Source organism: Corynebacterium sp. HMSC055A01 (assembly GCF_001809405.1).
Taxonomy (GTDB): Bacteria; Actinomycetota; Actinomycetes; order Mycobacteriales; family Mycobacteriaceae; genus Corynebacterium; species Corynebacterium hesseae.
On the sequence record NZ_KV797581.1, the window covers coordinates 64769 to 76245 of the forward strand.

Annotated in this window: 12 protein-coding genes and 1 tRNA gene; 4 read left to right on the forward strand and 9 right to left on the reverse strand. The window is 62.9% G+C overall.

Annotation, left to right across the window (positions count from 1 at the left end):
- Window positions 1-732: a DUF1648 domain-containing protein gene (locus HMPREF2604_RS06570; protein ID WP_070564168.1), complete on the reverse strand. Its 732-nt coding sequence runs from the start codon at window positions 730-732 to the stop codon at window positions 1-3.
- Window positions 733-1131: 399 nt separating this feature from the next.
- On the opposite strand from HMPREF2604_RS06570, the gene HMPREF2604_RS06575 reads away from it, so the two are divergent.
- Window positions 1132-1446 carry a DUF4288 domain-containing protein gene (locus HMPREF2604_RS06575; protein ID WP_042528787.1) on the forward strand — a complete coding sequence of 105 codons (315 nt, stop codon included), beginning with the start codon at window positions 1132-1134 and terminating at the stop codon, window positions 1444-1446.
- 137 nt (window positions 1447-1583) lie between these two features.
- Here HMPREF2604_RS06575 and HMPREF2604_RS06580 read toward each other — a convergent pair whose 3' ends face one another.
- The 4 genes from HMPREF2604_RS06580 to HMPREF2604_RS06595 are packed head-to-tail and all read right to left on the reverse strand — an operon-like array spanning window position 1584 to window position 4633.
- Window positions 1584-2609, reverse strand: coding sequence for a ThiF family adenylyltransferase (locus HMPREF2604_RS06580; protein ID WP_070564171.1), 1026 nt, complete (start codon window positions 2607-2609; stop codon window positions 1584-1586).
- Window positions 2606-3025 (reverse strand): molybdenum cofactor biosynthesis protein MoaE, encoded by a 420-nt coding sequence (locus tag HMPREF2604_RS06585; RefSeq protein WP_070564174.1) that lies wholly within the window; start codon window positions 3023-3025, stop codon window positions 2606-2608. The genes HMPREF2604_RS06580 and HMPREF2604_RS06585 overlap by 4 nt, the downstream gene beginning before the upstream one ends.
- Window positions 3015-3485: a MogA/MoaB family molybdenum cofactor biosynthesis protein gene (locus HMPREF2604_RS06590; protein WP_070564177.1), complete on the reverse strand. Its 471-nt coding sequence runs from the start codon at window positions 3483-3485 to the stop codon at window positions 3015-3017. The genes HMPREF2604_RS06585 and HMPREF2604_RS06590 overlap by 11 nt, the downstream gene beginning before the upstream one ends.
- A complete protein-coding gene (locus tag HMPREF2604_RS06595; protein WP_070564180.1) occupies window positions 3482-4633 on the reverse strand; it encodes a molybdopterin molybdotransferase MoeA in 1152 nt (383 codons plus the stop codon). The genes HMPREF2604_RS06590 and HMPREF2604_RS06595 overlap by 4 nt, the downstream gene beginning before the upstream one ends.
- Window positions 4634-4673: 40 nt before the next feature.
- On the opposite strand from HMPREF2604_RS06595, the gene HMPREF2604_RS06600 reads away from it, so the two are divergent.
- Complete coding sequence (locus tag HMPREF2604_RS06600; RefSeq protein WP_070524618.1) at window positions 4674-4928, forward strand: MoaD/ThiS family protein; 255 nt, start codon at window positions 4674-4676, stop codon at window positions 4926-4928.
- Here the strand turns inward: HMPREF2604_RS06600 and HMPREF2604_RS06605 are convergent.
- Genes HMPREF2604_RS06605 through HMPREF2604_RS06620 form a run of 4 tightly spaced genes read right to left on the reverse strand, consistent with a single transcriptional unit; the run spans window position 4925 to window position 9472 of the window.
- Entirely contained in the window at window positions 4925-5296 is a 372-nt protein-coding gene (locus HMPREF2604_RS06605; RefSeq protein ID WP_070564183.1) for a phage holin family protein, read from the reverse strand. The genes HMPREF2604_RS06600 and HMPREF2604_RS06605 overlap by 4 nt on opposite strands.
- Window positions 5297-5317: 21 nt before the next feature.
- On the reverse strand, window positions 5318-6376 hold the full coding sequence (hisC, locus tag HMPREF2604_RS06610) for a histidinol-phosphate transaminase (RefSeq protein ID WP_070564187.1): 1059 nt from the start codon (window positions 6374-6376) through the stop codon (window positions 5318-5320).
- Window positions 6377-6386: 10 nt separating this feature from the next.
- Window positions 6387-8060 (reverse strand): alpha-keto acid decarboxylase family protein, encoded by a 1674-nt coding sequence (locus tag HMPREF2604_RS06615; protein ID WP_070564190.1) that lies wholly within the window; start codon window positions 8058-8060, stop codon window positions 6387-6389.
- Between the two features lie 14 nt (window positions 8061-8074).
- Window positions 8075-9472 carry an amino acid permease gene (locus HMPREF2604_RS06620; RefSeq protein ID WP_083299205.1) on the reverse strand — a complete coding sequence of 466 codons (1398 nt, stop codon included), beginning with the start codon at window positions 9470-9472 and terminating at the stop codon, window positions 8075-8077.
- Between the two features lie 113 nt (window positions 9473-9585).
- Between HMPREF2604_RS06620 and HMPREF2604_RS06625 the strand changes: the two genes are divergently transcribed.
- Window positions 9586-10740 (forward strand): PucR family transcriptional regulator, encoded by a 1155-nt coding sequence (locus HMPREF2604_RS06625; protein ID WP_070564194.1) that lies wholly within the window; start codon window positions 9586-9588, stop codon window positions 10738-10740.
- Window positions 10741-10785: 45 nt separating this feature from the next.
- Window positions 10786-10874, forward strand: a tRNA-Ser gene (locus HMPREF2604_RS06630).
- Window positions 10875-11477: the final 603 nt, after the last annotated feature.

An 11477-nucleotide genomic window follows, 5' to 3' on the forward strand; every position in this document is an offset into this window, starting at 1 on the left:
CTAGAGTACGTCGATGAGCACGCAGAATGCTATGGATGCAGTGAGGGCGATGCCCATGCGCCACAGGTAGCGCCGGCCCGGTTCGTGCGCGGTGTTGATCTGCAGCTTCGATGGATTCGTGGGGAAGACTGCCATGCACATGGGGTCTGTGGGCTCGTTGTAGACGCCCATGCCACCGGCAAAGCGGAGCGCTTCGTTGCGAACTTGTTCTTCATGGTCGGCGGGTATGGATTGCACGGCCTTCGCGGATGTCAGCGTCAATCTGACGCCCTGGATCATGACGAACACGGTGAAGGCTATCCACGCGACCACGAGGAGAAAGCCTGAGAAGGGGATATCCGGAATGACGGTGCAGACCGCAGTGAGGCACACGCAGGCCGTCATGGTGAGGACTGTCTGGGCAATGAACATGGTGGTCTTTCCAGTGAGCAGCTCCGCGCGCTGGGCGGTGGCCTCGGAGAACGGAAGAGCTGACTCTGCTGGAACCTGCGCTGTCTTTCGAGCCAGCGAGATCGGCGGCACGCACAGTGGCAGCGCAATGGCGAACACAACGCCGATCCACACGAGGACCGTTGCGTTGAGGAAAGATTTGGGCTCGAAGCGGTCCGGGGTGCCAGAGACATCGAAGTGGACCGGGATGGGATCGGGCACCGAGTCCCAGCGCAGCAGCATGTACACCAGCGTGAGAGCACACACCACAGCGGTAGCGACGTAATACTGGCGGCTTCTCATGCCAGTGAGTTTACAAGGCGACCGGCCGAGGACCTCTGCGAAAGGCGTCTGGCAAATGGCATCTGTCAAAAGGCATCTCTGGGATCAAAAACGCCATTTGCGCGGGATAAAAGGCGTTTTTGGCTCTGAAAACGCCTTCTGGTTGACGCCTTTTACAAGATGCCATGTGGGCAGAGGAGACTGAGTGCAGGTTTGGGCTATGCGTCGTTGTGGTCTTGCCAGGCGTCGATGCCGCCGCGCAGCGAGTAGACCGTTGCTGAAGCCGTGGGCGCGGAATGGGTCTTCATTGGAGATGAGCTTAAAGGGCGACCGGCTGATTCTTTCCACGCTACGTGGTCTGGGTGAGCAGGTAGAGTCGAGCCCAAGCTGACCAAGAACCGGAAAGGACAGTAGCCGGAAATGGAACCTTATGTTGGAATTGTCGTGATGGAGCTTGCTAAGAAGTCCAGTTCATCTGCCCAAAGCTTCTTCCGCGAGGACTTTTATATTGTGTATGCGGAGTCGGACGAGAAGGCTCGAGAGCGCGTTGAAGCGATGGCGAACGAGCAGGCCGATGGTGAGGATGTGAAGGTACGGCACATCGTGGATGTCGCGCCAGCCCTCTATGGTTATGTAGACCGCGATTGCGATCTTTACTCGCGGCACTTTGCGAACCTAGAGGACTACGAGCGTTTCGAGATGAAGCTCGGCGGAACTGACCCGCTGGCTGATTAATCGTAGACTTCGCGAAGAAACCTGCTGACTCTCTTCTGCGTTGGCCTGGCTAGCTTTCGGAAGGCTTTCGCACCGCGTGGCGTGAAGCTAATCTTCCACGCCACATTCAGCCTCTAGTTCTTCGAGAGCGATGGTCTCTAGCTCGCCACGGCGTCGGCTTCGGCCGAGAGTTCGGAGATGTGCTCTTGCCAGGCGTCGATGCCGCCGCGCAGCGAGTAGACGTTGCTGAAACCGCGGGCGCGCAGGGTCTCGACGGCCTGGGCGGAGCGCAGGCCGCTGGCGCAGTAGAGGACGGCGAGGTCGGCGGGGTCTAGTGGCGGGTTGTGGCCGGCGAGGATCTCATCGAGCGGGAGATGCTGCGAGCCGGGGATGAGGGAGGCGGCGCGCTCGGGGGCGGTGCGGACGTCGATAAGCGTGGCGTCCTCTGGGATGTCGCGGATGTCGGTGGGGTTGTCGGGGCGCGCCGGGGTGGCGCCGTTCGCGCGCACGGGGATGTATTCCCAGGTCCCGGCGAGGGAATCGTAGTAGCCCAGCGTGCCGATGAGCGGGGTGCCGATGCCCGTGAGGAGCTTGAGCGCTTCGACGGCTAGGGCGGAGCCGGCGACGCCGACGACCGGTCCCATCACACCGGCCTGCGAACAGGAGGGCACCTGCGGGTCGGTGGGGAAGAGGTCTTCGTAGACCGGGCCGTGGCCGGAGTGGAAGACGGTGAGCTGCGCGTCGTAGCCCAGAAGCGAGGCCCATACGTGCGGAATGCCCAGTTCATGGGCGGCCCAGGAGGCTAGGTGGCGGGAGTAGAAGTTATCGGTTCCGTCGATGATGAGGTCAGCGCCGCGCAGTTGCTCCAAGGCGGTATCGGGTGTCAGGCGCGAGAACTCCTCGACGGTGCACTCCGGGTTGAGGGCGTTCAAGGCCGAAGCGGCGGATTCGGTCTTGGGCTGGCCTACGGTTGCTGTGCTGTGGATGACTTGGCGGTGCAGGTTGGAGAGGGAGACGGTGTCGTCGTCGAAAAGCAGGATGCGTCCCACGCCTGCGCCTGCGAGATAGAGAAGGGCAGGCGATCCCAGGCCGCCGGCGCCGATGACGGCGACGGCGGAAGCGCGAAGTCGTTCCTGTGTAGAGGTTCCCCACAGGGCTTCCTGGCGTGCGTAGCGTGAACTCATTCCAGGCCTACCCACGTGGTGGTGTCATCGGTGTGCAGCTGTTCCTTCCAGATGGGGACTTCCGCCTTGACGCGGTCGGCGCAGGTCGACGCTGCTTCGAAGGCATCCTTGCGATGCGCGGAGGCGGCGGCGACGATGAAGGCGGACTCGCCGATCTCTAGTGCTCCAGTCCGGTGCGCGCACCAGAGGCGGACGGCGGGGAAAGCGGCGGCGACTTCGCCGGCGACGCGCTCAATTTCCTGCTGGGCTGAGGGGTGCGCGGTGTAGGTGAGGAGCTTGACGCCGCGGCCGGAGTCGTGGTTGCGCACGATGCCGTCGAATAAAACGACGGCACCCGTTTCCGCGGTGGTGATGTCGGGGGCCGTGATGGGCTCGGCGCTGATGTGTGCGCCGAGGAGACCGTAGTTAGTGCTCATTGATGCCTTCCAGCTGGTTGATGATGTGGTTAAGAACTGGTTCGAGGACGGCGCCGCCGTCCTTGGCAGCACCCGTGGAGCCGGGCAGGGCCATGGCGAAAGTGGACCCGGTGACTCCGGCAACCGTGCGGGAGAGTGCCGCGGTGGGGATGGCCGCCGAGTGCGCATAGAAGGCGTGGGCCAGGCCGGGCAGTTCGCGGTCAAGATGTGGGGTGAGCGCTTCGACGGTGCGGTCATCCGACGTGATGCCGGTGCCGCCGGAGGTGAGGATGACGGAGGGGGCATCGGCGAAGGCAGCGGCGAGGGTTGAGTCGATGTCGGCGTCCGCGACGACGAGGGGCTGCGGGGCATCGAAGCCCTGCTCACGCAGGAAGTTCACCAGGATAGGACCGGAGCGGTCCTCGTACTCGCCGGCGGCGGCGCGGGTCGAGGCAACGATGACGAGTGCGCGTCGGGTCATGAAAGCGGGAACACCTCCACGAGGTCGCCGGCTGAAAGCTGCGTGTTAGCCGGGATACGGATAAGGGCAGTGGAACCGATGGCCTGGGACATTAGGTGGGAGCTGGTGCCGCCGAGGAAGGAGGCTTCGGCGGTGCCGTCGGAAATACTGATAGTTCCACGGCGGAACTGCTCGCGCCCCTCCAAGCCTTCGGCGGGCTCAGTAAGGCGTGCGCAAAATGGAGCGGGAGCGCGGCCGATAACGGGTGCCAAGTAGAGGCGGAAGCTCACCAACGTGGAGATGGGGTTGCCCGGGAAGCAGACGACGGGGACCTCGCCCAAACGTGATAGGCCCTGCGGGCCACCGGGCTGCTGCGCCACGTGACCGAACCAGCCGTCCTCTTCAAAGATTTGGCGGATGACCTCAAACTTTCCGTAGGAGATGCCGCCGGAGGTGACGATGACATCGGGGCGGTGTGTGATGACCGCTTCGGCGAGGTCCACGCGCAGGGCAGAAGGATCGTCATTCGTGCGCACGAAGCCGGCCACCTCGATGCCATATTGCGCGGCCAAGGCCGTGAGCATCGGTGCGTTGGAATCGGGGATGGTGGCCTCGCCCGCGCCACCGATTTCCGCACCGCCAGTGCAGATGAGGATGCGGGCGGGCGCAAAGGTAAGGACCTCGGTCAGGCCTTGGGAGGCGAGGGTGGCGATGGAGGGGGCGTCGAGAAGCGCGTGCTCACTAATGAGGGTTGTGCCTGCCGTGACATCGGAGCCGGCGCGGCGGATGAACTGCTCAGGGGCTGTCGGCACGGTGACCGTGGCGCCCTCTTCCGGGAAGTGCGGGGGCTCGCAGTGCTCGACGGGGACGATGGTGGCAGTGCCCTCAGGGACCTTCGCGCCGGTCATGATGGGGAGGGCGGTGCCTTCGGTGAGGTCCCCCGGAGGATCACCCGCCGCGATGGTGCGGCCGACGGTAAAGGTGCCGCCGTGTGTAGTCGGAAGCGCATAGCCATCCATCTGTGAATTATCGAAAGGTGGAAGGTTGTGCTCCGCGCGGTACGTCGCAGCGGCGCGGCGGCCGAAGGCGCTGCTCAGGGGTGTGGACACCACCCGGGGCTGCGGAAGGGCCGCGCGGACGGCGGCGAGGTGTTCCTCATAGGTGCGCATCGAGTTCCTTCCTGTCACGGAGGCTGGCATAGTGGCAACCATGGTTGATATACACTACTTTGCCGCAGCCCGCGCCGCCGCAGGGCGCGCGCAAGACACGGCGCAGGCGGCGACCTTGGGGGAGCTGTTGGACGTGTTGCGTGCTCGTCATACCGGCAGCACCGAGGCCGGCATGAGCTTTGCGGAGGTGCTGGAGCGCTGCACCTTCCTGGTGGATGGCGCGAGCGCAAAGGAAGACGCCGTGCTTGCCGACGCCTCCCGCGTCGATGTCCTCCCGCCTTTTGCTGGCGGTTAGTTGCGGACCCGCAGAGGGCTGGTGAAGAAGTTCACCACGCTGGAGACAATCGCAAGCACAATCGCGCCGATGATGGCAGCACCCCAGCCGTCGATGACGAGTGAGTCCATGAGCGCGCTGACGAGGAGCAGGACCGCGCCGTTGATGACGAGCGCGAAGAGGCCCAGTGTCAGGCAGGTCAGCGGTGCGCCAAGGAAACGGAGCACTGGGGTGACGACCTCGTTGACGATGATGAAGACCGCCGCGATGAGCAGGAAATTCTGGGTAGTCGCAGGAACGATGTCGATTCCGGGGACAATCGCTACCACGGCCCAGAAGGCCACCGCGACGGCAATGACGTTGAGTACAAAATTGATAAATGTCTTCACAACTGCACTCTAACGCGGAAACTAGCCCTGCGCACCGAAGGCCGCGTCCCAGGCCTTGAGCAGCGTCTCGGTCTCCTCCGCCGTGGTGACGGTGATGCGCACGCCCTCGGGGAAGGCACGGACCAGGACGTCATTCTCCGCGAGCTGTGCGGCGATCTCCTGCGGGGAGCCCAGCTTCGCAATGCTGTCGGCGGCGAACCAGATGTGGTTGGCCTGGGACTCCGGAACGCCAAAGTCTGCGAAGTGCTCCACCAGGCGGTCGCGCTGCTTAACGGTCTCATCGGTGCGCTCACGCAGCTCCTTCTGAGCGGCCAGCGAGGCCACAGCACCCGCCTGTGCGATGGAGTTCACGGAGAAAGGAATGGCCACCTTGCTCAGTGCCTCGATGATCTCGGCATTGCCGAAGGCATAGCCCAAACGGATGCCGGCCAGGCCATAAGCCTTGGAGAAGGTGCGCAGGCCAATGACGTTGTCGTGGGTGTGGACATAGTCGGTGGCCAGCGGGACGGCATCGTTGCGGTTGTATTCGATGTAGGCCTCATCGAGCGCCACGATGACGTCCTTCGGGACCTTGGCCAAGAAGGCGTCGAACTCCTCCTTGGTGATGATGGAACCGGTGGGGTTATTCGGGTTACACACGAAGATCAGGCGGGTCTTATCCGTGATGGCAGCCGCCATGGCCTCCAAGTCCACGCGGTGGTCCGCGGTGAGCGGGACCTTGACCGGGGTGGCGCCCACGACCTGCGCGAAGATGGGATAAGCCTCGAAGGAGCGCCACGGGAAGACAATCTCATCACCGGGCACCGAGGTGATCTGCACCAGCTGCTGGCAAATCGCGGAGGAACCCGCGCCGGTGGTGACCTGCTCCGGGGTGACGCCAAGGTTTTCGGCGAGTGCCTTGCGGATTTCCACCGCGCCCATATCCGGGTAGCGGTTGACGTGCGCGGCAGCTACCTCCATGGCCTTCAGCGCGCCGGGCAGCGGCTCCTGGGTTGCCTCGTTGGAGGAGAGCTTCAAGGCGTGCTCGGCATTCTTGCCGGGGACGTAGACGGGCAGGGAGGAAAGGTCTGGTCGAATCATGTTCTCCACCTTAGGCGTTGCGGGGGCCGCGGGGACCGAAGTCGAAATCTGCAGTTTGCGGGCCGAAGGCCTGAAGTCCCTTCGGCGCATCGAAAGCGTCGAGGCGCACCTCAAGGAAGGCGCCGCGCTCCGGGTGGGCGGCGATATCCTCCAGGGTCTTGGCCAATTCGCCCTCGGTCGAGGCCACGTAGGACTCCATCGTGGTGTCCTTCATGAACACCTTCGGCAGTGCCGTGTAATCCCACATCTGGATCTCGTTGTACTCGCGCTCCATACCCAGGATGTAGCGTTCGATGGTGTAGCCATCGTTGTTGACCAGCACGATGATGGGCTTGAGGTCCTGGCGCACGATGGTGGAGAGCTCTTGGGCGGTGAGCTGGAAGGAGCCATCACCGATGAAGAGGACGTGGCGACGCTCCGGGTTAGCCAGCTGCGAACCGAGCACGCACGGCAGGGTAAAGCCGATGGAACCCCAGATGGTGGAGTTGATGTACTGCACGCCCTCGGGCATGCGCTGCTGGCCCAGACCGATATTGGAGGTGCCAGCCTCGGCGATGACCACGTCATCTTCCTGGATGAAGCCGAGCATCTGCGGCCAGATGCGCTCCTGGGTCAGCGGGGCATCCGGGTTCGGCTCGAAGGGCTCGGGCTCGAAAGCCGCGCTTGTCGATGCCCCGGCTTCCGGGATGCGGTCGAGGAGGACGTCGAGAAGCTCCAGCGTATTAATGCCCACGAAGTACTCGCCGTCAGCGTTGAGGTGCTGGTCGCCGAAGTTATAGACGCGGGCATCGGCCAGGTTGTGGGTGAAAGAACCGGAGTTGACCTCGATGAAGCGCGGGTTCGTGGTGACCAGGAAGTCGGATTTTTCGATGCGCTCCTGCACACCCGGGGCCGACGCCGCGCCGTTGTAGGTGCCGATGAAGAGCGGGTGGCGCTCGGACAAGATGGCCTTGCCGGAGGAGAGCTGGGAGTAGGGCAGCTGGGCCTTGTCGATGATGGCGCGGAATTTCTCAGTGAAACCGTGGCGGTTGGTGTCCTGGTCGATGAGGATGATCGGGTCCTTGGCCTTCGCGAGGTGCTCCAGCACGTAGTCCGCAGCGGCGTTCAGGCGCTCGGGATCGGAGGGTGCGAGCTCGGTGGAGAAAGGCTCGTCGGGGACCTCGATGGTCAGGTGAGTGATATCGGAAGGAATCTGGATGTGCACCGGGCGCTTCTCGCGCAGGCAGGTGTGCAGGGCGCGGTCGAATTCCTCGACCACGTTCATGGGGGACACACGCGTGGCCACCTCGGTGAAGGGTGCAAAGGAATCCAGCATGTTGGCAAAGTCGCCGTCGGCAAGCGAGTGGTGCAGGTTCCAGCGGAACTCCGTGGCGTACTGCGGCGGCGCGCCCGCCAGCGACACCAGCGGGACGTGCTCGGCACGTGCACCCGCGATGCCGTTGAGGGCGGAAAGCTCGCCCACGCCATAGGTAGTGAGTAGGCAGCCCACGCCTTTCTGGCGGGCATAGCCGTCGGCGGCATAGGCGGCGTTGAGCTCGTTGCAGGCGCCGACGAAGCGGATGCCCTCGGAGGCCTCAATCTGCTCGAGGAAGCTCAGGTTGAAGTCACCGGGCACGCCGATGATTTCAGTAATGCCGATGGCCTTGAGGCGGTCCAGGATGAAATCACCAATGGTGGTCTGCATGATGAGGGTCCTTTCTATTTATTTCGGGCGTCGTGGCGCTTCTTGCCTAGCCAGATGAGGGCCAAGGCCACAATCCAACAGGGTAGGACAATGGCGCCGGTGCGGTAGTCGGGCAACATGAACATCAAAACGATGACGAGAGCGAAGAAGGCCAAGCACAGGTAGTTAGCGATGGGGTAGAGGGGCGCGCGGAAGGCCGCGTCCGGGCAGCGCTTGCGGAAGTTCAGGTGTGCAAGGGCGATGGCGGACCAGGAGATGAGCTCCGCGCCGACGATGATGGCGAGGAGAACGATCAGGATCTTGCCCTCGAAGAGGAAGTTAAGCAGCACAGCCGAGCCCATGAGTAGGGCGTTGAAAAGCAGAGCGCGAACCGGCACGCCCTTGGCGCTGACGGAATTGAAGAAGGGCGGAGCTTGGCCGCCGCGGGAAAGATCCCGCAACATGCGCGCGCCGGAGAAGGTCATGGTGTTGAACACGGAGACGGCGGCAACGAGCACGATGAGGTTAAGGCCCGTGGCCGCGGCACTAATGCCCAGGGTGCTTAGCGCGCGCACGAAGGGAGAGGTGGAGGTATCGAGCTCATTCCACGGGGCGAGCAGCACGATGATGCCGATGCCGCCGACGTAGAAGATGAGGATGCGCCAGATCACGTTGTTGATGGCCTTGGGCAGGCTCTTGGCGGGATCTTGGGCCTCGCCCGCGGCGGTACCGATGGAGATGATGCCGCCGAAGGAGAAAATCACCGCGACGAGGGAGAAGAGCACACCGGCGGCACCGTTGGGGAAGAAACCGCCGTGCTCGGTGATATTGCTCAAGCCGAGGGCGGGCTCCGGGGTAAGGCCGAAGACGATGGCCGCGCCGACGACGATCATGAGGATGAGTGCGACGACCTTGATGAGGGAGAGCCAGAACTCCGCCTCGGCGAAGGCTCCGACGTGCACCAGGTTGATGGCGGTGACGATGACGAGCGCGACGAGGGCGGTGAGCCAGTGCGGGATGCCAGGGAACCAGAAGTCCATGATGGTGCCCGCGGCGGTGAGCTCCACCATGCCGACGACGATGGTGGTGAACCACCAGTTCCAGCCGGTGACAAAGCCGGCGATGGGCCCGATGTATTCGCGGGCGTAGGCGCTGAAGGAGCCGGCGACGGGGTGCTCCACGGCCATCTCACCGAGCATGCGCATGATGAGGAAGATGATGAAGCCGCCGATGGCGTAGGCGGCGATAACGCCGGGACCGGCCTCCTGGATGGAGGCACCGGAGCCCAAGAAGAGGCCCGTGCCGATGCATGAGCCGAAGGCGATCATTTGCAGGTGGCGCGATTTCATGCCGCGCTGCAGGCCGTCGTCTGCACTGGTGTTATCGCTGGCGACAACGTCCTGTGCCCTGACGGAATTGTTGGTTGTGGTCATGTAGACGCCCTTCATGAACGTATATGTGTGACGTGGGTCATTTAGCTGTAGGAGATTATTGCGCAGCACAGTTTTGTTTGTCACTAGACAATATTCGGAAGTATCTTTGACATATGTCAAAAGTGACACCCCCGCAGCTGACGAGTATCCAGGATATCGTCGACGAATGCGCCCAGATCCTGCAGCGCTCCGTTGAGGTGACCACCCCCGCCATCGCGGTGATTGCGGCTAGTGCGCAAATCGGTGCCATCGATAAGAACCGGGCGGCCTCTATTCTTAATCGCACCCCGCCCCCGGAGCCCATCCCGTGGATGCTCAGCTTCGGCATCCAGGAGGCGACCCTACCGGTGCGCCTGCCTGCTAATCCGCGTTATGACATGCTGCCCCGCGTGGTCATTCCCTTGCGTCACGAGGACAGGCTGGTGGGCTACCTGTGGATCATCGATGAGCCCGCGCTGGGCGACGCCCCCTTGGCCCGCCTGGACTCTTTGCTTGCGCCCCTTGCCAGGCTTATCGACGAACGCGATGCTCCCCTCGCCGCCCGCGCCCAACAGCTCGGGGAGCTGGCCCGCGAGGTGCTCACCGGTGATCCGGCCGCGCTGGCGGGTGCCCGGGAGCGCGATCTCCTGCCCTCCGATGGTGAGCTGACCGTGCATCGCGTGCTGGTGGAAGGCGACCAGCGTGCGGTGGCCGTGGAACTTGCCCGCCCGTTGGTGCGCCGGCCCTTCTTGGTCGCGGATTCCCATGATTCCCTCGTACTCATTGAGTGCCGTCGCGATGACAAGGACACCGAAGCCCTCATGGAGGAGCTGCAGAGTGCCGCGCTTGTCGCCGGCGCTGAGGTGGTGGCGCGTGGCTCGGCGCCGACGGCCCCGCAGGCGCGACTCATGGCGGACGTGGCCAAACTCTGTGGCCAGGATTCGCTGCGCTGGGAGGAGGCGGGCGCGTGGCGGCTGCTGCGCGGGTGGGAGCTGACCCCAGCGACGGTGGTGGAGATGAGCCCGGATGCCGCCGTGCTTCTCGACGACCCCCGCAACTCCTACTGGCACACCCTGCTGACCTATTTTGAGCATTCCCGCAACGTCTCCGCGACCGCTGCTGCGCTCTACATCCACCGTGCCACGCTGCACTACCGCTTGGACCGCGTCCGCGAGATTCTCGGGCCTGGCGTGCTGGATGATGGCTGGCGCTGCGCGGCTCTCTACGTGGCTCTCAAGCTGCATGCGGCGCTTCAGGGAAAGAATAGGGAAGCCCCATTTTGTCCCTAGGGGAAGCGCTCAGGTAGAGTGATGGACGATTCATTGCGAATCGCTGGAGACGTGCCAGAGCGGCCGAATGGGGCTCCCTGCTAAGGAGTTGACTTACTTGCGTAGGTCCGGAGGTTCAAATCCTCTCGTCTCCGCAAACTACAGAACCCGAGTCATCGTTTTACCGGTGGCTCGGGATTTTACGTTTTCAGTCGCTTCGTATGTCGGCAGCCCGTGAGCAGAGAGCTTAGAATGAAGGCGCTGACCTTAATCTGTGCTGGCTGGGAGCGTCATGGAGTTACTAAAAGAGCCAATTTGGGATGTGGAAAGTAACGCGAACATCGATCCCGATGAGAACTTTGTCCGAATATTTTGTTCTTTCCAAAATTCATGAGTGCTATTCCCCTCAGCCACTTCCCAAAGCAACGAACGGCATAGTGAGGTGGGGGATGAAAAAGAAGTAAATATCGGGCGAATGTGCTTGATGGCGAAATGGGGCAGGGGTGGTTCCGAAGAATTTTTGGTCGCCTAATTCAGCACTAGCGGCAGGACCAATACACCGGTTGAGAGCGCGAGCATGCCTAAGCAGTTGATCCAGAATTCACTGTCGAGGAAGTGGGCGCGGACACGGGCTGCTGAGGCTGCGCAGAAATATGCGATGACTCAAAACATGGATGCGATTCCTACGCTTGGGAACCAGAGTCCGTCGATGACTCCTGTGGCTGCGCGGCACTTGATGACAATGAGCGCCCACCACC

Excerpts from the sequence above, each read along its gene's own strand:
- HMPREF2604_RS06570 (WP_070564168.1), bottom strand. The coding sequence starts at position 732 with ATGAGAAGCCGCCAGTATTACGTCGCTACCGCTGTGGTGTGTGCTCTC.
- HMPREF2604_RS06575 (WP_042528787.1), top strand. The coding sequence starts at position 1,132 with ATGGAACCTTATGTTGGAATTGTCGTGATGGAGCTTGCTAAGAAGTCC.
- HMPREF2604_RS06580 (WP_070564171.1), bottom strand. The coding sequence starts at position 2,609 with ATGAGTTCACGCTACGCACGCCAGGAAGCCCTGTGGGGAACCTCTACA.
- HMPREF2604_RS06585 (WP_070564174.1), bottom strand. The coding sequence starts at position 3,025 with ATGAGCACTAACTACGGTCTCCTCGGCGCACACATCAGCGCCGAGCCC.
- HMPREF2604_RS06590 (WP_070564177.1), bottom strand. The coding sequence starts at position 3,485 with ATGACCCGACGCGCACTCGTCATCGTTGCCTCGACCCGCGCCGCCGCC.
- HMPREF2604_RS06595 (WP_070564180.1), bottom strand. The coding sequence starts at position 4,633 with ATGCGCACCTATGAGGAACACCTCGCCGCCGTCCGCGCGGCCCTTCCG.
- HMPREF2604_RS06600 (WP_070524618.1), top strand. The coding sequence starts at position 4,674 with ATGGTTGATATACACTACTTTGCCGCAGCCCGCGCCGCCGCAGGGCGC.
- hisC (WP_070564187.1), bottom strand. The coding sequence starts at position 6,376 with ATGATTCGACCAGACCTTTCCTCCCTGCCCGTCTACGTCCCCGGCAAG.
- HMPREF2604_RS06615 (WP_070564190.1), bottom strand. The coding sequence starts at position 8,060 with ATGCAGACCACCATTGGTGATTTCATCCTGGACCGCCTCAAGGCCATC.
- HMPREF2604_RS06620 (WP_083299205.1), bottom strand. The coding sequence starts at position 9,472 with ATGACCACAACCAACAATTCCGTCAGGGCACAGGACGTTGTCGCCAGC.
- HMPREF2604_RS06625 (WP_070564194.1), top strand. The coding sequence starts at position 9,586 with ATGTCAAAAGTGACACCCCCGCAGCTGACGAGTATCCAGGATATCGTC.